The organism is Glycomyces albidus (genome assembly GCF_009451885.1).
GTDB classification, from domain to species: Bacteria; Actinomycetota; Actinomycetes; order Mycobacteriales; family Micromonosporaceae; genus Glycomyces; species Glycomyces albidus.
This window is the reverse complement of the sequence record NZ_WIAO01000006.1, coordinates 106,159-130,808: the sequence shown is the minus strand read 5'-3', so window position 1 is coordinate 130,808 and position 24,650 is coordinate 106,159. Positions and strand designations below refer to the sequence as shown.

The following is a 24,650-nucleotide window of genomic DNA, read 5'->3' as shown; positions in this document are numbered from 1 at the left end:
CAACCGATCGACAACGCACGTCTCGTCGACGACCATGGGGGACGACCACATTGAACGCCGAACTGGCGCAAGTCGAAGCGGCGCTTGAGTCCCGCGGGTTCTCCCGCTGGGACTTCACGCTCGACCGCATCAAGCAGCTCCTCGACCTCATGGGCGACCCGCAGCGCTCGTTCCGGTCCGTCCACGTCACCGGGACGAACGGCAAGACCTCGACCACCCGCATGATCGAGCGGCTTCTGCGCGGCCACGGCCTGCGCACCGGCATGTTCACCTCGCCGCACCTCAACGACGTCACCGAGCGGATCTGCGTCGACGGCGAACCGATCAGCCCCGAGCGGCTCGCCCAGCAGTACTACGAGATCGCGCCCCTGGCCGAGCTCGTCGACCGCGAGGCCAGCGAGTCGCTCACCTACTTCGAGATGACCGTCGCGCTCGCCATGGGCGCGTTCGCGGACACCCCGATCGACGTCGGCGTCGTCGAGGTCGGCCTCGGCGGCGAGACCGACTCCACCAATGTCCTCAACGCCGAGGTCGCGGTCATCACCCCGATCGGGATCGACCACACCAAGTGGCTCGGCGAGACCATCGCCGAGATCGCGACCATGAAGGCCGGGATCGTCCACGAGGGCTCGACGCTCGTGACCTCCGTCCAGGAGCGCTCGGCGATGGAGCCGCTGCTGCGCCGCGTCAGCGCGGTCGGCGCGAAGCTCGTCGCCGAGGGCCGCGGCTTCGAGGTGACCGCCCGCGAGGTCGCCGTCGGCGGCCAGCTCCTGACGATCGAGACGCGGGCCGCCCGCTACCAGGACCTGTTCCTGCCCCTGCACGGCGAGTACCAGGCCCACAACGCGGCGCTGGCGCTCGCGGCGGTCGAGGTGCTCCTCGGCGCGGGCGAGCCGAAGGCGCTCGACGCGGAGGTCGTCGGGCAGGCGTTCGCGGAGTTCACGTCCCCGGGCCGCCTCGAGGTCGTCCGGACCGAGCCGGCGGTGATCCTCGACGCCGCGCACAACCCGGCCGGCATGGAGGCCATGGCGAAGGCCGTCGACGAGGGGTTCAACTTCCGCAAGCTCGTCGGCGTCGTCGGGATGCTCGCCGACAAGGAGGTCGACCACATGCTCGAGCTCCTGGAGCCGATCCTCGACGAGATCGTGGTCACCAAGTCCACGTCGGACCGGGCGATGCCCGCCGCGACCCTCGCGAAGCTCGCCGCGGAGGTCTTCGGCGAGGAGCGGGTCCACGTGTATCCGCACATGCGGGACGCGATCGCCCGCGGCATCGAGCTCGCCGAAGAGGCCGACGACCTGTACGAATCCGGCGGCGGCGTCCTCGTCACCGGCTCGGTCTTCACCGTCGCCGACGCGCGCCGCATCCTGGTCGGCCGCCGTGGCTGACCGCCACGAGCACCCCGAGGAGCCCGAGGAGGCCGAGGCCCCCTGGGAGGAGCCGGACGCCGACCGCTCCGGCCTGCGCGACCCGGCCCGCGCCGCCCGCAGCCTCGCCGCGCTGGCGCTCGCGTTCGAAGCGCTCGCGCTGCTGCTCGCGATCGTCCCGATGCGGATGATCCTCGACGACCCCGCTCCCGCGACCATCGCGATCGCCGCCCTGGTCCTCGCCTCGATCGTCCTGGCGGGCATGGCGAAGCGCCCGTGGGTCTGGCCCGCCGGCGCGGTCCTGCAGGTCGCGGTGATCGCCTGCTGGCCGATCCACTGGTCCCTCGGCGTCGCCGGGATCGTGTTCGCGCTCGTGTGGGGCTACTGCTGGTCCGTGAAGACCGCCCTCGGAAGGCCGCCGAAGCGATGACCGTCGAACTGCGGACCGAGCGGCTCCTGCTGCGCCCGCTGACCGCCGGCGACGCCGACGCCATGCACGTCCTCAACGCCGACCCCGAGGTCATGCGCTTCATCGGCAGCGGCGCACCGCTCGCCATCGAGGACACCCGGGCCCGCACCGCCAAGGCCGAGGCGCACTGGGACGCGCACGGCTGGGGCGTCTTCGCCGCCGTCGAGACCGCCACCGGCACCCTCGTCGGCTGGTCGGCGCTGGCGACCCCGCACTTCCTGCCGGAGATCCTCCCGGCGACCGAGCTGGGCTGGCGCGTCAGGAGGGACCGGTGGGGCCGCGGCTACGCGCCCGAGGCCGCCCGCGCGGTGATGGGGTTCGCGTTCGGCGAGCTCGGCCTCGACCGGCTCGTCTCCTGCATCCATTCGCAGAACGCCGCCTCGATCCGCGTCGCCGAGAAGCTCGGCATGGTCCTCGAACGCGAGACGACCGTGCCCGGGTTCGCGGTCCCGTGCCGCGTCTACGAGCGCACGGCCTGATCAGAAGCCGTCGCCGCCGGAGTCCATGCCCATGGTGACGCCCGCGTTCTGCGCGGAGGAGGCGTGCCAGCCGCCCGGGATCGGCTCGGGGTGCCCGGCGGCGCCGTCCAGCCCGTCGAGCGCCTTGCGGCGGCGGCGGTCGCGCGTTCCGGTGATGACGGCGGCCGCGGCCACCGCCCCGACGATCACGCCGGCCAGGATCATCTCGACCATCTCGACTCCTCGTGTCAGGGGCGGTCCGGGGGCGTCGTCCCGCCGACCATACTGATAGGACGTTCGAGGGGCCCGCCGCGGACGCGACTGAAGTGTCGGGTAACCGACAAAACGCGTTCTGCGAGTCCGTTTGCGACGCATCGGCATGCCATAGTGAACCTGTCCGTTTCGGCCCAGAGCGCACGGCGGTGGTCCCCAGTGAAGATGCAGCCTCGGCAACAGCTCCTCGACATCTGGAAGGCCCAGGTGGCCTACAGCTGGCGCCCCGCCGAGGACGGCTCCAAGCGCCGCGAGTGGTACTGGGGCGGGCGCAACGACTCCGACGCCGTCGGCGACGCCCAGCAGCTCCTGTGCCTGCTCTTCCCCGCCCAGGAACTCCCGGACCTGCGCTACGCCGACCCCGACGCCACCAGCGACGCGGTCCTCGACGCCCTCTCCGGCCTCGGCGACGCCGTCGAGATCCCCATCCGGATCATGCGGCTCATCAAGGAGTACATGGAGAAGCACGTCGACGCCGACGGCGTGCCCGTCTACTCCGGCGGCTCCAACATGCACCGGGTCGACCGCACCCGGGAGGCCACGGCCGAGCAGCGCGCCATCGACGTGACGGAGGGCTTCGCGCTCGCGATCCCGCTGAGCCTCACCGCGCTCACCTTCCTCAGCGACTTCTCGCCCACGGTCGACCGCATGGGCCGCGAGGACCTCGTCAAGGAGCTCGACCACATCGAGCAGATCGTCCACCGCCGCCTCCTCGGCGCCATCACCGGCCTCCTCCGCTCCTTCGCGGTGTCCACCTTCGACGCCGACGACGACTTCGGCCGCCAGCTCATCGCCCTCATCAACGTCGACGGCCAGCCCGACCGGAAGATCGTGCGCCGCTTCCGCGAAGCGGCCGAGGAGATCATCGCGACCCTGCGCACCATCACCGTCGGCTCCGGCGGCACCGCGGGCGTCGAGGCGCCCACGAAGCTGTTCGAGATCGGCTGGTCCTGGTCGGTCGTCGAGAAGGCCCCCGAGATCCCCGACGTCTCCGACACCTCGACCCAGCGCACCGGCCGCGCCGAGGACGCCCCGTACCTGTACTTCACCGTGGTCGCGCTCGAGGCCATCGCGACCCTGTTCTCCGACCGGGTCATGCGCCGCAACCTCCTCACCGAGGAGGAGCGGCGCCTCGCCCAGTCGCTCCAGATCCGGCTCGACGTCACCCGCCGCTACTGGGCCATGGTCGCGTCCTTCGGCGGCGGCTCCAAGTGGCCCCTCGAAGACGTCCCCTGGCGGACCACCGACGGCCTCGAGTACGACTACTACACGCTCCTGGTCTGCGCCGTCGCCACCGAGACCTTCGGCTCCCAGCGCGGCGGCGACGACGACCTCATCCGCCTCGCCGACGTCCTGGTCGAACTCGCCAACCGCGGCCGCATCACCCGCCGCCCGCTCGTCGGCGACCGCGCGATCGAGATGCACTTCCCGGGCGTCAAGGCCGAACTCGCCGGCATCGAGAAGCTCGACGGCCCGGCGATGATCTGGAACATGGTCGACTTCGCGCCGCTCCTGCTCAAGCGCCTCTACGACGCCGCCGGGCTCCTGGTCACCATCGACGCCCGCGCCGAACTCCTCGAAGTCGCCGACCTGGTGTGGGACCACCTGTCGCGGCGGCGCATCCGCGAGGGCCTCGCCGCGCGCCTGTGGGACCAGCCCAAGCAGGTGTACGCCGAGCTGCCGAACTGGTTCGAGGACCCGTCCTGGCACTTCACGATCCGCGTCGTCGAGGCCATGGTCATCGCCGCCCAGTTCGCCGGGTCCGAGCCCGCCCGCTCCCGCAGCCTGGAGGACCTCGCGCACGAGCTGCTCGTGGAGGCCGAGCACATCTACGACCAGGAGCTGCTGCGCGGCTCGGCGAACGCCGGTCCGGCGCTGGCGCAGGAGATCCGCTCGGTGGGGCTGACGATCCGCCACGCCAAGGAGGTCGTCGACGAGCGGCCGGGCACGGCGTTCTCCTTGGGGGTCAAGGCCCTCATCGATCTCGACCGGCTCATCGCGGCCGGCCGCGACGCCGAGACCGGAGTGTGACGATGCTGCTGTTCGCGACCTCGGACAAGGGCGGGACGGGCCGGTCGGTCTCCTCGTGCAACCTCGCGTACCGCCGCGCGCTCCAGGGCGCCAACGTGTGCTATGTGGACTTCGACTTCGGTTCGCCGACGGCCGGCGCGATCTTCGGGATCGACGACCTCGAGCACGGCACCTACGGCAACGGCGTCCACGAGTACCTGCAGGACCTCGCCTCCGAGCCCGAGCGGCACTCGGTGTGGGCCGTGAGCGACCGCGCCGAACTCCAGGCCCGCCCCGACGGCGCCGGCGAGCTCGTCCTGTGCCCCGGCGATGCGGACGGCTCGGAGTTCCCCGGCGACGAGAACACCGTCGACCGGTGCGTCAAGCTCCTCCAGGAGCTCTCGCGCGAGTACGACCTCGTCATCGTCGACCTGTCCGCGGGCCGCTCCCACGCCACCGACATGGTCATGGCCGCGACCGCCCGGCCCGAGCTCGCGAACCTGCCGTGGCGGTGGATCGTCTACCACCGCTGGACGAAGCAGCACGTCATCGCCGCGCACTCGCTCGTCCACGGCGAGCGCGGCCTGGTCGAGACCGCAAAGGCGTACGGCGAGGAGTACCAGCGCAAGCTGCTCGCCTCGATCCGGTACGTGCGCACCGCCGTGGTCGACCCCGACGGCGCGGACCTGTCGGGCCTGGAGGCCACGCAGATCCGGTGGCTGCGGAAGATCGACGCCGACCTGCACCAGATGGCCGCGCGCCTGAAGCTCGGCCGCATGAACCTCCTCGGGTCGGTCCCGCTCGACCCGGTCCTGCAATGGCGCGAGCAGGTCATCACCGACGCCGACACGGTCACCCTCAGGATCGCCAACCTGGAGACCGTCCGGGCCTTCTCGGACCTGGCCGCCCGCTCGGCGGAGGAGCTGTTCCAGCCCGGACTCGAAGCGAGCGTGCGGGGGATCGAATGACGTACGAGGAGACCAGCGCGAAGCAGCGCACCGAGCGGTTCGGCATGTCCCACCTGTCGATCGAGGTCGGGCACCTCTACGCCGACGACCTCGCCCGTCCGGACGCGCTGAAGGAGGAGATGGCCTCGGCGGCCGCGTGGGTGCACGGCACCACGGAGGCGCTCACCAAGCGCCTCGGCGGCCGCACGCCGCGGGTCAGCACCTGCTACCTCGTCGACGACTACTTCCACCAGGACCTGCCCGATCCCGAGCAGCTCATCGCGACGGTCTCGGAGGCCGCCGCGGACGCGGGGCTGCGCATCGACTACCTCGCCCGCGAGTCCTCGTGCGACCGCATGGGGTCGCTGAACCTGGCCGGGCTGGTCGCCGACCGGATCGTGTTCGAACCGCCGCCGGGCACCAACGGGTCGCGTCCGCAGGTGTCCGACCTCGGCTGGCTCCCCAACGGCGTGCCGACGCCGAAGCCGCGCGGCATCGCGATGGGCGCGCCGCTGCGGTGGACGCCGCCGAGCCAGAACGCGCGGCGCGAGCATTCGGTGTTCCTCGACGTCGAGCTGTGGAACGAGACCGCGAAGGGCCGGCGCTGGTCGTGCCCGATGCTCGCCGCGGTCTGGCAGCTCCTGCGCCTGGGGGTGCTGCGCGACCAGGGCCGGCGCATCGGCGTGCCCGAGCCGGTGGAGTCGCTCGTGCCCGCTGAGCACGGGCACGCGCCCGGGCAGCGCCTGTCGGGGAGCCGCTTCCCGGACACGTGGGCCGAGATGCCGCCGATCCTGCAACTGAACCCGAGGGCGTTCCCGTTCCCGGCGTACCGGACCGTGTCGGTCCTGTCGGTGGACTTTCTGGAAGTGGAGCACGCGGTGCGGGTGATCTGCGGCAGCGTCCGCCCCGACGCGGGCGCGGTCGAGTCGATCCGCAAGTCCGCCGAGCGTGAAGGGATGACGCTGCCGGCCGAGCTCGTCGACCGGCTCACCTACATCTTCCAGGGGCCGCTGTAGCGCTAGCGCCGGAACTGGTCCGGGCCGGCCTGCCGCCGCTCGCTCTGCTCCATCATGTCGAGCATCTTCGCGGCGAGATCGGCCGCGCCGTAGTCGATCTGGGAGCGGACCCGCTCGGTCATCGTGGTCCACTGCCGGGTCAGGCCCGGGCGCCGCTCCAGCGAGTCCCACATGAACTCGAGGTCCCGCGAGGTCCGGGCGCCCGCGGCCCACAGGTGGAGCAGGTGGTCGACGACGGGCCGGAGCGTCCGCAGCGTGTGCCGCGGGTCTTCGCCGATCTTCGCGAGCGCGATCCGCGACGCGACCGCGGTCAGCAGCCAGTCGTGGACGGCGAGGTCCTCGGCCGCGGCGGCGAGCGCTTCGGGCTCGACCGGGCCGGTCGTCATGCTCATGCGCCGCCGGTCGTTCCCGACCAGCCGGAACGCGACGGCCTTGTTCGCGCCGGGCTCGGCGATGGCCGCCCACCGCAGCCGGGTCGACCCGGTCTTGACCGGCGGCCGCTGGTCCAGGACGGGCCGTGCGAGCACGTCGTGGATCGAATGCCGGGCGATCGCGGCGACGTCGAGCAGTTCGGAGCGGTCGCGCCGGTTCTCGGCGGCCAGGAACGCCCGCGCGAGCCGCTCGGCCTCGAAGTTCCCGATCGTCTCCAGCGTCCCGGGCCGCGCCAGGTAGTACGACCAGGGCATCCGCCGGGGCTGCCGTGGCGGCGACACGGCCGTCCACGCCGAGCCCTGGAGCAGGTGGCCGCCGGTGAGGACGGCCCGCGAGCAGACCGTGCCGACCGCGCGGACCGACCCGTTCGCCGACCGGTCGTCGGCGTGCGGGTTGTCCTGCTTGGGCGCGAGCGGCAGCTTGCAGTCCACGCCGTGCAGGAGCGTCGGCGACGCCGTGTGCGGGACGGGCCGCGCCCACTGGACGACGGTCTCGCCGACGGCGAGCGACAGGGCCGCCTTGGCCTCCTCGGGCGTCAGCGGCCGCGAGTGCGGCAGCAGCGCGGTGTGGATCTCGCCGACGATGAGCATGGGCACTCCGCTTCGAAGACGCTGGTTCGCAAGGGCGGGAACGGGATCGGGTCGGGAGCTATTCGCGCTCCCGGTGTTCGGTGATCGCCAGGCCGTGCCCGTCCGGGTCCCGGAACGCGGCGGCCCGCATCTCGTAGTTCTGGCCCAGCAGCGCGGTGCGCGGCAGGTGCAGGAACTGGACGCCGGCCTCGTTCATCTGCGTGAACGCGGCGTCGATGTCGCCGACCTCGAACGTCAGGTGCATGATGCCGCGCTCGCCGGGCGGCGCGTCGGGCCGCTCCCACAGCAGGATCTTCCCGAACCCGGCGTCGAGCACGGCGGCCTCCTCGGTCCGGTCGGAGATCGACAGGCCCAGTGCGTCCGTGTAGAACTCGACCGACCGCTGGAGGTCGGCGACCACGAGGGTCGCGGCCACGTCGGTGACGTCGGCGCCGCCGAGCCGCTGCTCCGACAGGAGCAGTTCGGCGAGGTCGTTCGCGAGGCTGCTGCCCTCCCCGGAGGTCCGCTGCCGCGGCGGGGACGGGGAACGCAGCTTCGTCGCCGCTTCCGCTATGGGGCCCTTCGGCGGCGCTGGGTTCGGCGGTCCTTCATGGGGTCGCGCCTGACTCGAGTGCGTCTGATCGGACGCGTGCTCCGCGGACTGCGTCGCGTCGCCTGCGCTGCCGCCGCCGATCCGGTCGCTCGGCAGCGTGAACGCCGCCGGCGGGTCCGCGGGCAGCGGCGCCGACTCCGACGACGCGCCGTCGACCGGATGCGCGGCCACGGGCCGCTCTTCCGAGGCGTCGGGCGCATCGGGCGCCCGCGGGTCCTCGCGGTCCGGTTCGCCCGCACCGGGTTCCGGTGCAGCGGTCGCCTCCGCGGGGGCAGCCGGGGCGGCCTCCGGTGCGGCAGGCTCCTCAGTGGTCGACGTGGCGGCGGGCGCCCGGTCGTGGTCCGGTGCGGGCGCCTCTGCGGGATCCTCCGGAACGGACTCCTGAGCCTCGGGCTCCTCAATGGACAAGGACGCCCGGTTGTGATCTGCGGTCGCCCCCGCGGGGTCATCGGGCGCCGCTTCCTGAGCGGCAGACTCCCCAGTGGACGCCATTGCGGCAGGGGCCTTGTCGTGTTCCGTCGCGTCCGCGGGCTCCGCCGGAACGACCACAGCAGCGGCCTCGGTCACCACAGGCGACTCATCGGGTTCCGGTGCGGCCGCCGGCGCCTCGTGCTCCGGCACCGGCGCCGTGGCGACCGCGGCGTCGGGCACGACCGGCGCCGGACCGGAGTCCGGGACGGGCGCGGTCGCGACGGCGACGTCGGGTTCAGGCTCGGCCTCCGGCTTCGGGCCCTGGTCGACCGGCACGACCACGACGGTCGGCCCGGCCGCGGCGGCTGCTGCGGGCTTCGACGGTTCCGGCTGCGCCGCAACCGGTCCGGCCTCGGGCCGCGGCGACTCGAACAGGTCGTCCAGCGTGCCCTGCTCGGGCTGCTTCACCGCGGCGCCGCGCGGCGGGTCGTCCTCGACGATGAGGTCCTCGAGCCGGTGCTGCCCGATGAGCGGCGGCGCCGGGACCGGCTGCGGGAAGCGCCGGGCCGAGTGCTCGACCGTGAAGAACGCGATGCACCCCGCGAGGCACACGAACGCGAGCGCGGCGATCCCGACGCTCTGGGCGCCGATCGCCATGGACGTGAAGAAGAACGACAGGATCAGTAAAGTGATGGCGCCGATCGCGCGCGAGGTCCGCCACCGCATCCGCCTGTCGGCGTTGAGGACGGTCCCGATCGCCTCGCTGCCGGCCGCGTGGTGCTGGCGCGAGTGCAGGTCGCGCATCGCGTGCTGGTTGATCGCCCACCAGCGGGCCTCGCGCTGCCGCCGCTGCTGGTCCATGAGGAGCCGCTGCTGCCGGAGTTGCTCGGCGGTCATGCCCCGGGTCGGCTGCCGGACGCCGCGCGGCTGCGCCTTCGCCGGCGCCGCCTTGCGCGCGCCCGCGGACCCGCCCTTGGCGGCGCCCTTCGCTCCGCCTCGGGCGGCCCCGCCTTTGGCGCCGCCCCGGCTGGGGGCCTTGGAAGGCCGCGGGGCGGGACGGGGTGGCTGTCTCGAGGGCATCTGGGACACCTCATCCGCAAGTGGGGAAACCGGGTTTCAAGGTGAATCGTACGTGGGTGAGGCAACGGGCACAACATCCCTTACGATGGCAGCCACTGATCCCGTCGCTTCCAAGGAGTCTCTCGTGGCCGAGCAGCGCACGCTCGTGTTGATCAAACCCGACGCCGTCCGGCGCGGGCTCATCGGCGAAGTCCTGTCCCGCCTGGAGCGCAAGGGCCTGCGCGTGGAGGAGATGCGGCTGCGGACCATGGACGCGGCGCTGTCGGACGCGCACTACGCCGAGCACGTGGGCCGCCCGTACTACGAGGGCCTGAAGGAGTTCATGACCTCGGGTCCGCTCGTGAGCCTGGTCGTGTCCGGCGACGAGGCGATCCCGGTGGTGCGCAAGCTCGCCGGCGCCACCGACGGCCGCAAGGCCGAGCCGGGGACGATCCGCGGCGACTTCTCGCTGTCGAACCAGCAGAACCTGGTGCACGCCTCGGACTCGGAGGAGTCCGCGAAGCGCGAGATCGACCTCTGGTTCTGACCGGTGCGGCGCACCGCTGACGACGCTGGCAGCAGTGCGCGGTCCCGTTACGCGTGGCTCGGGTGCCGGAGCGCGGCGAGGTCGGCCGGAGTGTCGACGTCGATCGGGTCGCCCGGGCACGCGACCTCGCGCACCAGGCCGGGGTTCGCGGCGATGAAGTCGCGGGCGCCCCGGTCGCCGATCGCGCCGGCGGCGATGCGGTCGAGGTGCTCGCGGGCGAAGTACATCGGGTGGCCGCGCCGGCCCTCGTACGTGGCGATCGCGACGGTGGCTCCGTCCCCGGCGGCGGTGATGAGCCGCCGCACGGCCTCGGCCTCGATGTGCGGCAGGTCGACGAGGGTCACGACGACCCCGTCGTAGCGTTCCGGGACGGCGGCGAGCCCGGCTTTCAGCGATGTCGACAGCCCCTGCCCCCAGCGCCGGTTGAGCACCGGCGTGAACGCCTCGACAGCGGCAGAGAGCGCCTGCTCGGCCCCGGCGCCGAGCACGGCGAGGACCTGGCGGCAGCCGCCGTCGCGCAGTGTCGCCACCGCCCGGTCGAGCAGGCTGCGGCCGTCGTACTGGACGAGGGCCTTCGGTTGTCCGAAGCGCCTGCCGGCGCCTGCGGCGAGTACGAGCCCCGCGGTGTTCCCCATGGTTCGAATATCCCCCTTCGATGGTCCCGCTTCGCGGCGGGAGGTGCGGCGCGCCCCCTGCGCCGCCCGCTGACGGGGCGGTCAGTCCAGGCTGACCGCCAGTGCGAGGTCCATCCGGTCGAGGGGATTGCGCAGGTCGCGGCCGGTGAGCTCTTCGACGCGGCGCATTCGGTACCGGACGGTGTTGACGTGGACGTGGAGGCTCACGGCGCACTGGCGCCAGGAGCCGTCGCATTCGAGGAACCGCCGCAGGGTCGGCAGCAGGTCGGAGCGGTGCCGGGCGTCGTACTCCAGGAGCGGGTCGAGCACGCGGGTGCGGAACGCCCGGGAGACGTCGGGTGGGACGGCGGCGAGGAGCATCCGGTGCGAGACGAGGTGGTCGGGTTCGGCGACCTCGATGCGGCCGGGGCGCGGCTGGGCGAGCGCGGCCGTGTGGCGGGCCTGTTCGAGGGCGCCGCGCAGTCCGTCGGGGGCGTTGACGGGGTCGGCGAGGCCGACGCCGACGGCGCCCGGCCCGCCGGGGTGCGCGGACTGGAGCACGGAGGCGCAGCGCCGCGCCCACGCGAGGAGCCGGGCGCGCTCCCCGGGAGCGGCGCCGGGTCCGGTCAGGACCGCGACGGTCTCGCCGCCGACGGTCGCCCACGCCGCGGCCGGCGGCCGCAGCGCGTCCTCGAATCCTGAAACTGGTTGCGGCGCACCGTCTTCGGGAACGCCGTCCTCGAGGGAGCCGTCTTTCAGTACGCCGTCGTTCAGTGCGCCGTCTTTCCGGGCTTGGCCCCGCACGGCGGCGTCCTTCAGGACGCAGTCGAACTGGAGGGTCTCGGCGACGACGGCCTCCCGCAGCGCCTCGGGACCGCCGGTCGCGACGATCACCGTGGCCGGCCCGTCCGCGGGCAGGCCCGCCGAGCGCATCAGGTGCTCGTCGGCGCGGCCCTCGCGGAGCGCGGTCACGAGCTCGATGTGCGGCGCGGGGCGCTGGGACGGGTCGTCGAGTTCGAGCATGAGCAGGGCCGAGAGCTGCTCGGCGACGAGCCGCCGCTCCGGCGGCCACCGCGTGTGGTCGTCCCCGACCACCAGGAACCGCCCCGTGTGGATCGTGGGGCCGATGCCGAACACCGAGTAGCAGCGGTGCCGGTCGAGCGTCACCTTCTGCGGCAGGCGGTCGGCGGCGTGCGCGCGGGCGACGATCGCGGCGCGCTCGTTCTCGCCCAGTTCGAGGCTTCCGCGCAGAGCCCGCCCGGTCGGCGACAGCACCAGGCACTCCATGCCGAGCTCGCGGTCGATCAGCTCGAGGATCTGCCCGATCCCGTCGGAGGCGATGAGCCGCCGGTGCCGGTCCAGGAGCGAGGCGAGGTCGCCCGAGCGCCCCGCCGACAGGCGCTGCACGATCCGCTCGGTGATCTCGGCGAACGCGACCTCGGCGTCCACGGCGAACAGCGGCAGGTCGTGCCTCGCGCACGCGTCGACGAGGTCGGACGGCACCGAGTGGAACTCGGGGTGGTCGCCCGCGCCCAGCGCGGTCACCCCGGCGGCGGTCAGATTGCGCACGAACGCGTCGGAGTCGCGCTCGGCGCGGCGCCACATCATCCCGGTGAGCACCAGCTCCCCGCCCGACAGGTACCGGCGCGGGTCGCGCAGGTCGGTCGGGACGACCCAGCGGACCTCCCGGTCCAGGTGGTGGCGGCCCGACACCAGGGTCAGGCCCAGTTCCGGCATCTGCAGCAGGGTACGGAGTCGCATGGTGGCCCCCAGGGGGTCCGGCCTTCGCAGGCGGGTTCGGGACGCGGTGGATAAGGCCACCATAGCGCCGCGGCCGGGCGGACTTTGGACGATCCTCCAGCATTTAACGACTGGGAAACGAAGGTTTCATAGCGGGCGACAATGCCTTCTGCCTCGGGTTTCGGCTTCAATTGCCCGACGCGGCGACAAACCTGCGACCCTGAGGGTGCACCGCGGAGAACCGGACGTGAACGGGAGGCGCCGATGTGGACGCTCGGAGGGTTCAACACGGCGGACCCCGAGGCCGCGATGGAGGTGCTCACCGCCTGCTGCGCCTCGCGAGCCTGGGCCGAGAAGCTCGCCACTGGGCGGCCTTACGGCTCGCTCGCCGCGCTGAAGGCCGCCGCGCTGGCCGGCTTCGACGAGCTCGACGAGGCGGAGGTCGCCGCCGCGCACGCCGCCCACCCGCCCATCGGCGGACGTAGCGGGAGCGGCCCTGAACCGGCCCGGAACGACGGCGACGGCCCGGCGGGCAGTCGCGGCGGGGCCCGGCATGGCGACGCCCCGGCGGAGGGACGCCGTGGCCAGCGGCCCGGCGGCGACGGGAAGACCGGCAACGGCGAGGCGCGGTCTACCGGCGAGGCGGACGCGATGAGCGGCGGTCCCGCCGGAGCCACCGAGGCGGCGTGGTCGCGTGGCGAGCAGGCGAGGGCGATGACCGCCGACGAGTCGGTCCGGGCGGAACTCGCCGAGGCGAACGCCGCGTACGAGCGCCGCTTCGGCCGCGTGTTCCTCATCTGCGCCACTGGCCTCACCGCCGAGGAGATCCTCGCGGAGGCCCGGCGGCGGCTCCGCAACGACGACCCGACCGAACGCGCCGAGGCCCGCGCCGAACTGCGCAAGATCGTCGCACTCCGCCTCGACAAGGCGTTCGGCATCGCCCCCGGCAGCGCGTCTCGGAGCGCGTCCGGCCGGTCGAGTGGGGAGGTCGCCCGGTGAGCACCGTTTCCTCCCACGTTCTCGATGCCGTCACCGGCCGGCCCGCCGGCGGGGTCCATCTGACGCTGCTGCGCCGCGAAGGCGACGGCGTCTTCGCCGTCGTCCATTCGGGCCGCACCGACGAGGACGGCCGCGTCGCCGACTGGCGCACCGAACCCGGTCTGCACCGGCTCCGCTTCGACACCGGCGACTGGTTCGCCGACCGAGGGATCAACACCTTCTACCCGGAGGTCGAGATCGCCTTCCGCGTCGCCGGCGGGCACCACCATGTCCCGCTCCTGCTGAGTCCCTTCGCCTACTCCACGTACCGAGGCAGCTAGATGAACGCACCGTCGCCCGGGTTCACTCTGGGACCCAACAGCTACGGCAAGTCCGGCGTCCGGCTCGTCCGCGTCGACCGCGACACGCCGCGCCACGCGATCCGCGACCTCACCGTGCACACCGCGCTCTCGGGCGACCTCGACGCCACCCACTACAGCGGCGACAACACCGGCGTCCTCCCCACCGACACGCAGAAGAACACCGTGTACGCCCTCGCCCGGGACGGCGTCGGCGCCGTCGAGGCGTTCGCCGAGCGGCTCGCCCGGCACTTCGTCGACACCACCCCCTCCATCACCCACGCGCGCGTCCGCATCGAAGAGCACCCGTGGACCCGCGTCGGCGACCACTCCTTTACCCGCGGCGAAGGCGGCGAGCGCCGCACCGCCGAAGCGGCCTACGGCGGCGCCGGGGCCGCGGTCACCGCCGGGATCCGGGACCTGCTGCTGCTGAACACCACCGACTCCGAGTTCACCGGCTTCCTGGTCAACGAGTTCACGACCCTCCCGGAGACCGACGACCGCATCCTCGCCACCGCGGTCGCCGCCGACTGGGACTACACGACCGCGCCCGCCGACTACGACCAGGCGTTCCAGTCGGCCCGGGCCGCCCTCCTCGAAGCGTTCGCCGACACCTACTCGCTCTCGCTGCAACAGACCCTCTACGCCGTCGGCGAGCGCATACTGAAGACGGTTCCCGAGGCCGGCGAAGTGCGCCTGTCGCTGCCGAACCGGCACCACTACCTGCTCGACCTCGGGCGATTCGGCCTCGACAACCCCGGCGTGGTCTTCCAGGCGGGAGACCTGCCCTACGGGCTCATCGAGGGCGCGGTCCGAAGGGAGGCGCCATGACCGCCGCGGCCCCGGCCCGCTTCGACTTCCACCGCCCCGCGGCGGTGGCCGAAGCCGTGCGGCTCCTCGCCGAGCACCCCGAAGCCGTCCCCGTCGCCGGCGGCACCGACCTCATGGTCGCCGTCAACTACCGGCTCACCCGCCCTGAGGCGATGCTCGACCTCACCGGCCTCGACGAACTGCGCGACTGGACCGACGAAGGCGACACCGTCCGGATCGGCTCGGGCGTGCCGTACGCGCGGATCACCGCCGAACTCGCCGCGGTCCTCCCCGGCCTGGCCGCCGCCGCCCGCACCGTGGGGTCCCCGCAGATCCGCAGCCGCGGCACCATCGGCGGCAACCTCGCCACCGCCTCTCCGGCCGGCGACGCCCACCCGCCGCTCCTGGCCACCGGTGCGAGCGTCGAGATCGCCTCCACCGAAGGCGTCCGCCACGTCCCGATCGGGGAGTTCTACCTCGGCCCCAAGCGCTCCGCGCTCCGCCCCGGCGAACTCATCACCGCCGTCACGGTCCCCAAAGCGGCAGGCCCGCAGCAGTTCCTCAAGGTCGGCACCCGCAACGCCATGGTCATCGCGGTCTGCTCCTTCGCGCTCGCGCTCGACCCTGAGACGCGCCGACTCGGCACCGGCATCGGCTCGGCCGGGCCCGTCCCGCTCACCGCGCCCGACGCCGAGGCGGTCGAGCTGCCGTGGTCCGACCCCGGCCGCTTCGACGACGCGCTCGCCGACGAGTTCGGCCGCCGCGTCGCCGCCGCAGCGCGGCCCATCGACGACGTCCGCGGCACCGCCGACTACCGGCGCCACGCCCTCGCCGTCTGTGCCGCCCGGGCGCTGCGCCGGGTCTGGACCGCCGCGCACGAGAGGAACCCCCGATGAAAGTGACCATGCGCGTCGACGGCGCCGACGTCGCGGCCGAGATCGACCGGCCCGGCGAGAGCCTCCTGGCCACCCTCCGCGACCGGCTCGGCCGCACCGGCTCCAAGAACGCCTGCGAACAGGGCGAATGCGGGTCCTGCACGGTCCTGCTCGACGGCGCTCCGGTCTGCTCGTGCCTGGTCGCGACCGCCCAGTGCGAGGGCCGCGACGTGAAGACCGTCGTCGGCGCCGTGCCGCGCCCCGTCCGCGACGCGTTCGTCCAGTGCGGCGCGGTCCAATGCGGCTTCTGCACCCCCGGGCTCCTCGTCTCCGTCGCCGACCTCCTCGGCCGCAACGGCGACCCGTCCGATCTGGACATCCGGGAAGCCCTCGCAGGGAACCTGTGCCGCTGCACCGGCTACGAGAAGATCATCGACGCCGTCCACACGGCCGCCGCCGGCCTGGCTGGTGAACCCCGATGAGTCACGACATTCCCTCACCTCCTTCCGTATTCGGTTCGGCAGCGGCTCCAAGCCTGCCGACCGGGTGTGACAATCCGACCCCGGAGCGTGCGCGATGGGCGCGATAGTGATCGACAACGCAGCCGTGGTGACGGTCGCCGGCCCCGAACACGCCTCCGGGCACGTCGTGGTCGAGGACGGCGTCATCACCGCCGTCGGCGCCGGCCCCGCCCCGCACGTCGACGGCGCCCGCCGCATCGACGGGACCGGCTGCCTCGCCACGCCCGGCCTCGTCAACACCCACCACCACCTCTACCAATGGGCCACCAGGGGATACGCGACCGACCACACGCTCTTCGAATGGCTCGTCGAGCTCTACCCGGTCTGGGGCCGCATCCGCCCCGGGCACGTCGCCGCCGCCAACACCGCGGGGCTCGCCTGGCTCGCCCTCTCCGGCTGCACCACCGCCGCCGACCACCACTACGTCTACCCGGACGGCCAGGCGGCAGAACTCGTCGACGTCCAGATCGCGGCCGCCGCCCGGATCGGGGTCCGGCTCCACCTCGCCCGCGGGTCCATGGACCGCGGCGTCGCCGACGGCGGCCTGCCGCCCGACCGCATCGTGGAGGACCTCGACGCCGCGCTCGCGGCCACCGCGGAGGCCGTCGACCGCCACCACGACCCGGCCCCCGGCTCGATGCTGCGCATCGCCGTCGCGCCCTGCTCGCCGTTCTCGGTCTCCACGGAGCTGCTGCGCGAGTCCGCGGCGCTCGCCCGCGACAAGGGCGTGCGGCTCCACACGCACCTGTGCGAGACCGTCGACGAGGCCGAGTTCTGCGCCGCGGTCCACGGCTGCGACCCCGTCGAGTACATGGACCGGGTCGGGTGGCTCGCCGACGACGCGTGGCTCGCCCACGCGGTGCACCTCGACGACCGGTCCCGGGCCCGCCTCGGCGCGGCCGGCACCGGCGTCGCGCACTGCCCGTCCTCCAACGCACGCTTGGGAACCGGCCTCGCCGACGTCCCGGCCATGCTCGCCGCGGGCATCCCGGTGGGCCTCGGCGTCGACGGCGCCGCGAGTCAGGAGGCCGGGCACCTGGGGGAGGAGCTGCGGCAGGCGACCTACACCGCCAGGCAGCTCCACGGCCCCCACGCCATGGACGCGCGCACCGCGCTGCGCCTCGCCACCCTCGGCGGCGCCCGGGTCCTCGGCCGCGACGCCGAGATCGGATCCCTCGAGGTCGGCAAGCAGGGCGACATCGCCCTCTGGGATCTCACCGGCATCGGCCACGCCGGGATCGCCGACCCCGTGACGGCCCTCGTCCTCGGCCCGGCCGCGCCGCTGCGGCTCCTCACCGTCGCCGGCGCCACCGTCGTCGCCGACGGAGAACTCCGCACCGCCGACACCGAGACGCTTGCGAAGGACCTCGCCGCCGCCGGCGCCGACCTCAGGGAGGCATCCGATGCCTGAACCCGCGACTCCGACCCCGCCGCCTTGGGCAGCCGGCGGGGTCGGGCACACCCCCGCACCCGCCGCCCGGCCCGATGCGGCGCACGAGCACGCCGCCCCGCCGGCCGCCGATACCGGCCCCCGCAGCAGCGCCACCGGAGCCGGCCCTCGAAACGCCGCCGCCCACAGCGGCCCCCGCAGCGGTGCCGACGCGCCGCACCGGCCGCAACCACCCGGTGAACCCGCTGCCGCTCCTCGAACCGGAGCAGAGCTGCCGCAGGAGCCGCGGCCGCCCATCGGCCCGCCCTCCCCGCCTGCTTCGGCCGCTCCGACGCTCGACGGAGAGGCGGCGTATCGGACCCGCACCTCCGCCGCCGTGCCCGCGAACGCCGTCACCGCTCGACCGGACGGGACCGTCGGGCAGTCGCCCATCCGCCCCGACGCCGAAGCGAAAGTCAACGGCACCTTCGACTACGCGTCCGACCTGGCCTTCGACGGCATGCTGTGGGGCCACACGCTCCGCAGCCCGCACCCGCGGGCGCTCATCCGGTCGATCGACACCGGCCCGGCCCTCGCACTGCCGGGCGTCGCGGCCGTGCTCACCGCCGCCGACGTCCCCGGGAAACTCCACTACGGACTCATCGAGGCCGACCAGCCCGTCCTCGCCCCAGGCGAAGTCAACTACCAGGGCGAACCGGTCGCGATCGTCGCCGCCGAGACCCTCGACCTCGCCCGCCGCGCCGCCGAACGCATCGCCGTCGACTACGAGCCCCTCGAACCGCAATGCGACCCGAGCGAAGCCGTCGAAGCCGGCGCCTACTTCCGGTACCAGCCCGTGCGCGTCGGCGACCCCGACACCGCCGAAGCCGCCGTCGTCGTCACCCGCGAATACGAAGTCGGCATGCAGGACCAAGCGCCGCTCGGCCCCGAATCCGGCGTCGCCGTCCCCACCGGCGGCGGCCTCGTCCTCCACGTCGCGACCCAGTGGCTCCACTCCGACCTCGAGCAGATCGCGCCGTGCCTCGGCCTCGAACCCGAGCGGATCCACCTCGAGATGGCAGGGATCGGCGGCGCGTTCGGCGCCCGCGAAGACCTCTCCGTCCAGATCCACATGGCCATGCTCGCCCTCCGCACCGGCCGACCGGTCAAGATGATGTACGACCGCGCCGAGTCCTTCCTCGGCCACGTCCACCGCCACCCCGCCCGGATGCGCTACGAGCACGGCGCCGACGCCGACGGGCACCTCGTCTACGTCAAAGCGCACATCGTCCTCGACGGCGGCGCCTACGCCTCCACCACCGAAGCCGTCGTCGGCAACGCCGCCTCACTCGCCGTCGGCCCCTACCGGGTCGAGCACGCGAGCATCGACGCCTGGGGAGCGCGCACCAACAACCCGCCGTGCGGGGCGATGCGCGGCTTCGGCGCCGTCCAGACCTGCTTCGCCTACGAGTCCCAAATGGACGCCCTCGCCGACGCGCTCGACCTCGACCCCCTCGAGATCCGCCGCCGCAACGCCATCGCCCGAGGCGACCAGCTCATCACCGGCCAGGTCATCGACGCCTACGAACCCGACCCCGCCGCCCCCGCCGACCCGGACCGCGCCCGGCCGTTCTCACCGCTCGCCGACCTCCTCGACCGCTTCACCGACCTCCCCGTCCCACCCGTCCCCGCCGACCGCGACATCGTCGAACTCCCCGGCGGCACCGGCAACACCACCCACGGCGAAGGCGTCCGCCGCGGCGTCGGCTACGGCGTCGGCCTCAAGAACATCTGCTACTCCGAAGGCTTCGACGACTACTCGACCGCGCGCGTCCGCCTCGAACTCGGCGGCCCCGAACACGACGGCGAACCCGTCGCCTACATCCACACCGCCGCCGCCGAAGTCGGCCAGGGCCACTGGAACCTCCAGACCCAGATCGCCCGCACCGAACTCGGCGTCCGACACGTCGTCCTGCTCCCCAACGACACCAAGATCGGCTCCGCCGGATCCTCCTCCGCCTCACGCCAGTCCTACATGACCGGCGGCGCCGTCAAAGCCGCCTGCGAAGCCGTCCGCGACCTCTGGCAGGACCGCGACCTCGCCGACGGCCCCATCGAAGCCACCCGCGTCTTCCGCCACCGCGCCACCAAACCCATGGACCCCGTCACCGGCCAAGGCGACAGCCACGTCCAGCTCGCCCTCTGCGTCCACCGCGCCACCGTCGACGTCGACGTCGAACTCGGCCTCGTCAAGGTCGTCGACCTCACCTGCGTCCAAGACGTCGGCAAGATCCTCAACCCCGTCGCCCTCGAAGGCCAGATCCACGGCGGCACCGCCCAAGGACTCGGACTCGCCGTCATGGAGGAGATCGTCACCGACGGCGGCCGCGTCAAGAACGCCTCCTTCACCGACTACCTCATCCCCACCATCCTCGACATGCCCCCGATGCGCCTGCGCATCGTCGAGAACGCCGACCCCGAAGCGCCCTACGGGCTCCGCGGCGCCGGCGAGCCCCCGACGCTCTCCTCCACCCCCGCCATCGTCGCCGCCATCAGGGACGCCACCGGCCTGCCGCTCACCCGCGTCCCCGTCCGACCCGAGCATCTCACCGTCCGGAGGCCGTCATGAACACCATCGCCGCCACACTGCGCACCTGGATGCGCGAAGGCCGCCCCTTCGCACTCGCCTCCCTCATCGGGAGCACCGGCTCCTCGCCGCGCCCGCTCGGCACCGCGCTCGCCGTCGACGGCCAGGGAGCGGCCGTCGGCGGCGTCTCCGGCGGCTGCGTCGAAGCCGCCGTCTACCTCCGCTGCCAAGAAGTCCTCGACAGCGGCGAACCCGCGGTCGAATCCTTCGGCTACAGCGACGAAGACGCCGTCGCCTTCGGCCTCACCTGCGGCGGCACCATGGACGTCCTCATCGCCCGCATCGAACCCGACGACACCGCGCTCGCCGCCGCCCTCGACGCGATCCTCGACGGCGAACCCGTCACCCTCGTCCGCGCCGCCGAAGGCCCCGAGATCGGCCGGGCCGTCGCCATCACCGCCCACGGATTCACCGGCCCGCTCGAACTCGGCGCCACCGACCTGCCCGCGACCTCCGGCCGCGCCGGCGAATACGCCGTCGAAGTCCACACCCCGCCGCCGCGGCTCCTCGTCTACGGCGCCATCGACTTCGCCGGGCCCCTCGTCCGCATCGCCAAGCAGCTCGGCTACCGCGTCACCGTCTGCGACGCCCGCCCGGTCTTCGCCACCGACATCCGCTTCCCCGAAGCCGACGAGGTGATCGTCGACTGGCCCCACCGCCACTTCGACGCCATCACCGTCGACGCCGACACCGCGATCTGCGTCCTCACCCACGACGAGAAGTTCGACGTGCCACTCCTCGAACGCGCCCTCGTCTCCCGCGCCGGCTTCATCGGCGCCATGGGCTCTCGCGCCACCCACCGCGACCGGCTCGCCCGGCTCCGCGACACCGGCGTCCCCGAGACCGCGCTGGCCAGGCTCAGGTCGCCGATCGGCCTCGACCTCAACGGCCGCACCACCGAGGAGACGGCGCTGTCGATCGTCGCCGAGATCACCGCCGTCCGCAACGGCGCCACCGCCGGCTTCCTCACCGAAGCCAGCGGCCCCATCCACCGCTGACGGCCACGCGCAGCCGCGAGGCCGAGGTCGGGTCCGGCGACCGCCGGATCCGACCGACGCCGCGGCAGCCGCGACCGGTCCGAACCGTCACCACCGAACCGAAGGAGCCGACGATGGTCCACATGTTCCTCAACGGAGGCGGCATGAAAGGCGGCAACCTCCACCACCTCATCGGCGGCGCGCCGTTCCTCGGCGCCGCGACGACGCTGCCGATCTACCGACTGCATTCGGTCGACGACGACCACCCGGCCCTCCAGGCCGCGCGGCCCGGGGACGGCGCCGCCATCCAGGGCGAGCTCTACGACATCGACCTCGCCGTCCTGCGCACCTCCCTCCTGCCCGCCGAACCGGCGGACCTCGAACTCGGCGTCGTCGGCCTCGCCGACGGCACTGAAGCCCTCGGCATGCGCCTCCGAGACGCCTGCGCCGACCTGCCCGGCCTGACCGACATCACCGCCTTCGGCTCATGGCGCGCCTACCGCGCCGCGAAAACCGAGGCACCATGAGCCGCAACGACTTCGCGGCCGTCCTCGCGAACCGCGAGCGCCCACAAGCCGTCGACGGCCGCCCGCCGTCAGCACAACGCCTGGTCCGCGAAGCGCGGCGCTCGCAGTCGCTCTGCGAAGGTCTTCTCAGCGTGAACCGTCGCCGGTCGCCCGACCCGCATTCGGACCGCGGCTGCAGGGAGGCACTCGACCCGGACCCACAGTCGAGGCGCCAAGCGCAGCGCACGCTCCGCAGAGGGGCCGTCGGCATGACCCATCACCGTCCGCCCGGCCGGCGCTCGGGCGACCGCCGAGCGGCTCTCGACCTCCGCCTACAGCTTGCGCTGCACGCGGTCCGCGAAGCGCGGCAACTGGAGCACCGGCACCGCGGAGATCGCCTCAGCGAGAACCGTCACCGGCCGCCCGGCCGGCATTCGGACCGCAACCGACGAGTGACGCTCGACCTCCGCCAGCCGACGCGGCACCCGGTCCACGCAGGCCGCGACGTTGCGGGCCGTCTTCAGCAGCCGGTCCGGCACACCGGTCGCGGAAGCCGAACCGCATCGAACCGCCCCGGCAGTCTCCGGTCTCGGCCCCGATCGGCGGTCGTCGGGTTCCCATGCCGTGCATTCCCGTCGTGCCTCCGCACGCGGTCCCTTCGCGACACCCCCTCTCTATCGTCACCATGTGCGCACTTGGAGTCACCATGATGACCGACCCCTCCGACATTTCCGCGCCCGTCGTCTACGACCTGGTGCTCCGCTCGCGCCGGACCGTCCTGCCCGACGGCGAGCGGCCCGCCGCCGTCGCGATCGCGGGCGAGCGGATCGCCGTCATCGGCGACTACGACGAGCCGATCCCCGCTCACCGCACCGAAGACCTCCGCGACCTCGCGCTCCTGCCCGGTCTCGTCGACACCCACGTGCACGTCAACGAACCCGGCCGCACCGAATGGGAAGGCTTCGCGACCGCCACCCGCGCCGCCGCCGCAGGGGGCGTCACCACCATCGTCGACATGCCCCTCAACAGCCTCCCGCCGACCGTCGACACCACCGCCCTCGCCGCCAAACGCGCCGCCGCCAGAGGGCGGACCTGGGTCGACGTCGGCTTCTGGGGCGGCGCGATCCCCGGCAACGAGACCGAACTGAAGGCACTCCACGAGGCCGGCGTCTTCGGCTTCAAATGCTTCACGGCCCCATCGGGAGTCGACGAGTTCCCTCCCCTCGGCCGCGCCGGGCTCATCCGCGCCTGCACCACCGTCGCCGCGCTCGGCACCACCCTGATCGTCCACGCCGAGAACCCCGACCGCCTCCGCGACGCCGGCAGCGCCACCGCGTTCGACCGGTTCCTCGCCACCCGCCCGCCGGAAGCCGAGACCGACGCGATCCGCGACGTCATCGACGCCGCCAGGATGACCCGCGCCCGCGTCCACATCCTCCACCTCTCCGCCGCCGGCGCCCTCGAGCAGATCCACCGCGCCCGCCTCGACGGCATCGCGATCACCGCCGAGACCTGCCCCCACTACCTCGCCCTCGCCGCCGAGCGCATCCCCGACGGCGCCACCGCCTTCAAGTGCTGCCCGCCCATCCGCGGCGACGCCAACCGCGACGCCCTCTGGGCCGGGCTCGCCGACGGCCGCATCGACTTCGTCGTCTCCGACCACTCGCCCAGCCCGCCCGCCATGAAGACCGGCGACTTCGCGACCTCCTGGGGCGGCATCGCCTCCCTCCAGATCGGACTCCCCGTCGTCTGGACCGAAGCCCGCGCGCGAGGACACGCGCTCGCCGACGTCGCCCGGTGGATGTCCCGCGGCCCGGCCGACTTCGCCGGCCTCCGGCGCAAAGGCCGCATCGCCGCCGGAGCCGACGCCGACCTCGTCGCCTTCGACCCCGAACGCGAATGGACCGTCCGCGCCGCCGACCTCCTCCACCGCCACCCCGTCACCCCGTACGACGGCCGCCGCCTCACCGGCGACGTCGTCGCCACCTGGTTGCGCGGCAAGCGCATCGACACCGAGGCCGCCCCGCGCGGCCGACAGCTCAAGAGGAGCCCCTGATGAACGCCACCGTCCCCGAAACCAGCCCCGCCGACGACCGCTGGGCGCTCCCCGACCTCGCCTCCCGCGCCCTCGGCGGCGCCGTCCTCGCCGCCAACGACGAGTCCTTCGCCGAGAAGGAGAACCTCATCCGGCCCTACCCGGTCGTCCACGCCGCGCACACCTTCGGCGCCAAAGGCCAGGTCTACGACGGCTGGGAGACCCGCCGCCGCCGCACCGACGGCCACGACTGGGCGATCGTCCGCCTCGGCGTCCCGGGCGTGATCAGCGGCATCGTGGTGGACACCGCCTACTTCACCGGCAACTACCCGCCCCGCATCTCCGTCGACGCCTGCCGCGCCGACGGCCACCCCGCCGTCGCCGACCTCACCGGCTGGCGACCCATCGTCCCGATCACGGACGCCAAGGGCGACAGCCGCAACGAGTACGACGTCGACGACCCGGCCCGCTACACCCACGTCCGCCTCAACCTGCACCCCGACGGCGGCGTCGCGCGCCTGCGCGTCCACGGCACGCCCGTCCCCGACCCGGCGGGCTTCGCCGACCTCCCGCTCGACCTCGCCGCGCTCGTCAACGGCGCCGCCGTCACCGGCGCATCGAACGCCTTCTACTCCAACCCGGTCGGCGCGATCATGCCCGGCCTGCCGGCGAGCCAGGCCGACGGCTGGGAGACCGCCCGCCGCCGCACCCCCGGCCACGAATGGCTCGACATCCGCCTCGCCGGCCGCGGCGTCATCCGCGTCGCCGAACTCGACACCACCCACCTCAAGCACAACGCGCCCGGCTGGGCCTCCATCGACGCCGCCGACGGCACCGACACCTTCACCCTCTTCGAACGCACCGCACTGCAACCGGACACGCCGCACCGGTTCGTCCTCGGCAACGACCGTCCCGCGACCGCCGTGCGGCTCAACATCTTCCCCGACGGCGGCATGGCCCGCATCCGCCTCTACGGCCGCCTCACCCCCGACGCCCTCCGGCGGCTCGAAGCCCGCTTTCGGGCCTGACCGGGCGGCGCTATCCTCCC

The 24,650-nt window shown here is 73.3% G+C and carries 24 protein-coding genes; 18 read left to right on the top strand and 6 right to left on the bottom strand.

The genetic code is table 11. From position 1 onward, the window contains the following. The first annotated feature begins 50 nt into the window (after window positions 1–50). The 3 genes from GFD30_RS07550 to GFD30_RS07540 are packed head-to-tail and all read left to right on the top strand — an operon-like array spanning window position 51 to window position 2,315. Window positions 51–1,388, top strand: a complete 1,338-nt coding sequence (locus GFD30_RS07550; protein WP_153024570.1) for a bifunctional folylpolyglutamate synthase/dihydrofolate synthase — start codon at window positions 51–53, stop codon at window positions 1,386–1,388. After that, the gene (locus GFD30_RS07545) at window positions 1,381–1,797 is read left to right on the top strand and encodes a DUF4233 domain-containing protein (protein WP_322633046.1); all 417 of its coding nucleotides are present in this window, start codon (window positions 1,381–1,383) and stop codon (window positions 1,795–1,797) included. The genes GFD30_RS07550 and GFD30_RS07545 overlap by 8 nt, the downstream gene beginning before the upstream one ends. Beyond that, window positions 1,794–2,315 (top strand): GNAT family N-acetyltransferase, encoded by a 522-nt coding sequence (locus tag GFD30_RS07540; RefSeq protein ID WP_153024569.1) that lies wholly within the window; start codon window positions 1,794–1,796, stop codon window positions 2,313–2,315. Before GFD30_RS07545 ends, GFD30_RS07540 begins: the two co-directional genes overlap by 4 nt. On the opposite strand, the gene GFD30_RS07535 is transcribed toward GFD30_RS07540, so the two are convergent. After that, a complete protein-coding gene (locus GFD30_RS07535; protein WP_153024568.1) occupies window positions 2,316–2,528 on the bottom strand; it encodes a hypothetical protein in 213 nt (70 codons plus the stop codon). It lies immediately after the preceding gene. 204 nt (window positions 2,529–2,732) lie between these two features. On the opposite strand from GFD30_RS07535, the gene GFD30_RS07530 reads away from it, so the two are divergent. The 3 genes from GFD30_RS07530 to GFD30_RS07520 are packed head-to-tail and all read left to right on the top strand — an operon-like array spanning window position 2,733 to window position 6,540. Further along, the gene (locus tag GFD30_RS07530) at window positions 2,733–4,598 is read left to right on the top strand and encodes an SCO2524 family protein (protein WP_153024567.1); all 1,866 of its coding nucleotides are present in this window, start codon (window positions 2,733–2,735) and stop codon (window positions 4,596–4,598) included. Between the two features lie 2 nt (window positions 4,599–4,600). Next, window positions 4,601–5,545 carry an SCO2523 family variant P-loop protein gene (locus GFD30_RS07525; RefSeq protein ID WP_153024566.1) on the top strand — a complete coding sequence of 315 codons (945 nt, stop codon included), beginning with the start codon at window positions 4,601–4,603 and terminating at the stop codon, window positions 5,543–5,545. Continuing rightward, window positions 5,542–6,540 (top strand): SCO2522 family protein, encoded by a 999-nt coding sequence (locus GFD30_RS07520; protein WP_153024565.1) that lies wholly within the window; start codon window positions 5,542–5,544, stop codon window positions 6,538–6,540. Before GFD30_RS07525 ends, GFD30_RS07520 begins: the two co-directional genes overlap by 4 nt. A 2-nt stretch (window positions 6,541–6,542) precedes the next feature. Here GFD30_RS07520 and GFD30_RS07515 read toward each other — a convergent pair whose 3' ends face one another. Beyond that, window positions 6,543–7,562, bottom strand: coding sequence for an SCO2521 family protein (locus GFD30_RS07515; RefSeq protein WP_153024564.1), 1,020 nt, complete (start codon window positions 7,560–7,562; stop codon window positions 6,543–6,545). 58 nt (window positions 7,563–7,620) lie between these two features. Then, window positions 7,621–9,462, bottom strand: coding sequence for a VOC family protein (locus tag GFD30_RS07510; RefSeq protein WP_153024563.1), 1,842 nt, complete (start codon window positions 9,460–9,462; stop codon window positions 7,621–7,623). Window positions 9,463–9,769: 307 nt separating this feature from the next. Between GFD30_RS07510 and ndk the strand changes: the two genes are divergently transcribed. Beyond that, window positions 9,770–10,171, top strand: coding sequence for a nucleoside-diphosphate kinase (ndk, locus tag GFD30_RS07505; protein ID WP_407648987.1), 402 nt, complete (start codon window positions 9,770–9,772; stop codon window positions 10,169–10,171). A gap of 47 nt (window positions 10,172–10,218) precedes the next feature. On the opposite strand, the gene GFD30_RS07500 is transcribed toward ndk, so the two are convergent. Together GFD30_RS07500 and GFD30_RS07495 are read right to left on the bottom strand one after the other, a co-directional pair. Beyond that, entirely contained in the window at window positions 10,219–10,806 is a 588-nt protein-coding gene (locus GFD30_RS07500; protein WP_153024561.1) for a nucleotidyltransferase family protein, read from the bottom strand. Window positions 10,807–10,887: 81 nt separating this feature from the next. Next, window positions 10,888–12,546, bottom strand: coding sequence for a PucR family transcriptional regulator (locus GFD30_RS07495; RefSeq protein WP_194201883.1), 1,659 nt, complete (start codon window positions 12,544–12,546; stop codon window positions 10,888–10,890). Window positions 12,547–12,789: 243 nt separating this feature from the next. Between GFD30_RS07495 and GFD30_RS07490 the strand changes: the two genes are divergently transcribed. The 9 genes from GFD30_RS07490 (at window position 12,790) to GFD30_RS07450 (ending at window position 21,588) form a co-directional block, all read left to right on the top strand. Beyond that, on the top strand, window positions 12,790–13,524 hold the full coding sequence (locus GFD30_RS07490) for a 2-oxo-4-hydroxy-4-carboxy-5-ureidoimidazoline decarboxylase (RefSeq protein ID WP_194201882.1): 735 nt from the start codon (window positions 12,790–12,792) through the stop codon (window positions 13,522–13,524). Beyond that, window positions 13,521–13,844, top strand: a complete 324-nt coding sequence (gene uraH / locus GFD30_RS07485) for a hydroxyisourate hydrolase (RefSeq protein WP_322633045.1) — start codon at window positions 13,521–13,523, stop codon at window positions 13,842–13,844. The genes GFD30_RS07490 and uraH overlap by 4 nt, the downstream gene beginning before the upstream one ends. Continuing rightward, window positions 13,845–14,693 (top strand): factor-independent urate hydroxylase, encoded by an 849-nt coding sequence (gene pucL, locus GFD30_RS07480; protein ID WP_153024558.1) that lies wholly within the window; start codon window positions 13,845–13,847, stop codon window positions 14,691–14,693. It abuts the gene before it with no gap. Then, window positions 14,690–15,568: an FAD binding domain-containing protein gene (locus GFD30_RS07475; RefSeq protein WP_153024557.1), complete on the top strand. Its 879-nt coding sequence runs from the start codon at window positions 14,690–14,692 to the stop codon at window positions 15,566–15,568. The genes pucL and GFD30_RS07475 overlap by 4 nt, the downstream gene beginning before the upstream one ends. Further along, a complete protein-coding gene (locus tag GFD30_RS07470; protein WP_153024556.1) occupies window positions 15,565–16,029 on the top strand; it encodes a (2Fe-2S)-binding protein in 465 nt (154 codons plus the stop codon). The genes GFD30_RS07475 and GFD30_RS07470 overlap by 4 nt, the downstream gene beginning before the upstream one ends. Before the next feature lie 94 nt (window positions 16,030–16,123). Then, a complete protein-coding gene (locus tag GFD30_RS07465) occupies window positions 16,124–17,479 on the top strand; it encodes an 8-oxoguanine deaminase (RefSeq protein ID WP_153024555.1) in 1,356 nt (451 codons plus the stop codon). 355 nt (window positions 17,480–17,834) lie between these two features. Next, window positions 17,835–20,066, top strand: a complete 2,232-nt coding sequence (locus GFD30_RS07460) for a molybdopterin cofactor-binding domain-containing protein (protein WP_322633043.1) — start codon at window positions 17,835–17,837, stop codon at window positions 20,064–20,066. Beyond that, entirely contained in the window at window positions 20,063–21,082 is a 1,020-nt protein-coding gene (locus GFD30_RS07455; protein ID WP_153024554.1) for an XdhC family protein, read from the top strand. Before GFD30_RS07460 ends, GFD30_RS07455 begins: the two co-directional genes overlap by 4 nt. A 113-nt stretch (window positions 21,083–21,195) precedes the next feature. Continuing rightward, window positions 21,196–21,588: an allophanate hydrolase-related protein gene (locus GFD30_RS07450; protein ID WP_153024553.1), complete on the top strand. Its 393-nt coding sequence runs from the start codon at window positions 21,196–21,198 to the stop codon at window positions 21,586–21,588. Between the two features lie 311 nt (window positions 21,589–21,899). Here the strand turns inward: GFD30_RS07450 and GFD30_RS07445 are convergent, their stop codons facing one another. Further along, window positions 21,900–22,106 carry a hypothetical protein gene (locus GFD30_RS07445; protein WP_153024552.1) on the bottom strand — a complete coding sequence of 69 codons (207 nt, stop codon included), beginning with the start codon at window positions 22,104–22,106 and terminating at the stop codon, window positions 21,900–21,902. A 167-nt stretch (window positions 22,107–22,273) separates the two neighbouring features. Between GFD30_RS07445 and allB the strand changes: the two genes are divergently transcribed. Beyond that, window positions 22,274–23,623 carry an allantoinase AllB gene (gene allB, locus GFD30_RS07440; protein WP_227995927.1) on the top strand — a complete coding sequence of 450 codons (1,350 nt, stop codon included), beginning with the start codon at window positions 22,274–22,276 and terminating at the stop codon, window positions 23,621–23,623. After that, window positions 23,623–24,630, top strand: coding sequence for an allantoicase (gene alc / locus GFD30_RS07435; protein WP_153024551.1), 1,008 nt, complete (start codon window positions 23,623–23,625; stop codon window positions 24,628–24,630). Before allB ends, alc begins: the two co-directional genes overlap by 1 nt. Window positions 24,631–24,650: the final 20 nt, after the last annotated feature.

Coding starts and splice junctions, on each gene's coding strand:
- GFD30_RS07510 (WP_153024563.1), bottom strand. CDS start 9,462: ATGACCGCCGAGCAACTCCGGCAGCAGCGGCTCCTCATGGACCAGCAG.
- GFD30_RS07535 (WP_153024568.1), bottom strand. CDS start 2,528: ATGGTCGAGATGATCCTGGCCGGCGTGATCGTCGGGGCGGTGGCCGCG.
- GFD30_RS07470 (WP_153024556.1), top strand. CDS start 15,565: ATGAAAGTGACCATGCGCGTCGACGGCGCCGACGTCGCGGCCGAGATC.
- GFD30_RS07495 (WP_194201883.1), bottom strand. CDS start 12,546: ATGCGACTCCGTACCCTGCTGCAGATGCCGGAACTGGGCCTGACCCTG.
- GFD30_RS07515 (WP_153024564.1), bottom strand. CDS start 7,562: ATGCTCATCGTCGGCGAGATCCACACCGCGCTGCTGCCGCACTCGCGG.
- GFD30_RS07540 (WP_153024569.1), top strand. CDS start 1,794: ATGACCGTCGAACTGCGGACCGAGCGGCTCCTGCTGCGCCCGCTGACC.
- GFD30_RS07475 (WP_153024557.1), top strand. CDS start 14,690: ATGACCGCCGCGGCCCCGGCCCGCTTCGACTTCCACCGCCCCGCGGCG.
- GFD30_RS07525 (WP_153024566.1), top strand. CDS start 4,601: ATGCTGCTGTTCGCGACCTCGGACAAGGGCGGGACGGGCCGGTCGGTC.
- alc (WP_153024551.1), top strand. CDS start 23,623: ATGAACGCCACCGTCCCCGAAACCAGCCCCGCCGACGACCGCTGGGCG.
- GFD30_RS07450 (WP_153024553.1), top strand. CDS start 21,196: ATGGTCCACATGTTCCTCAACGGAGGCGGCATGAAAGGCGGCAACCTC.
- pucL (WP_153024558.1), top strand. CDS start 13,845: ATGAACGCACCGTCGCCCGGGTTCACTCTGGGACCCAACAGCTACGGC.
- allB (WP_227995927.1), top strand. CDS start 22,274: ATGATGACCGACCCCTCCGACATTTCCGCGCCCGTCGTCTACGACCTG.
- GFD30_RS07500 (WP_153024561.1), bottom strand. CDS start 10,806: ATGGGGAACACCGCGGGGCTCGTACTCGCCGCAGGCGCCGGCAGGCGC.
- GFD30_RS07465 (WP_153024555.1), top strand. CDS start 16,124: ATGGGCGCGATAGTGATCGACAACGCAGCCGTGGTGACGGTCGCCGGC.
- GFD30_RS07455 (WP_153024554.1), top strand. CDS start 20,063: ATGAACACCATCGCCGCCACACTGCGCACCTGGATGCGCGAAGGCCGC.
- GFD30_RS07490 (WP_194201882.1), top strand. CDS start 12,790: ATGTGGACGCTCGGAGGGTTCAACACGGCGGACCCCGAGGCCGCGATG.
- GFD30_RS07520 (WP_153024565.1), top strand. CDS start 5,542: ATGACGTACGAGGAGACCAGCGCGAAGCAGCGCACCGAGCGGTTCGGC.
- GFD30_RS07530 (WP_153024567.1), top strand. CDS start 2,733: ATGCAGCCTCGGCAACAGCTCCTCGACATCTGGAAGGCCCAGGTGGCC.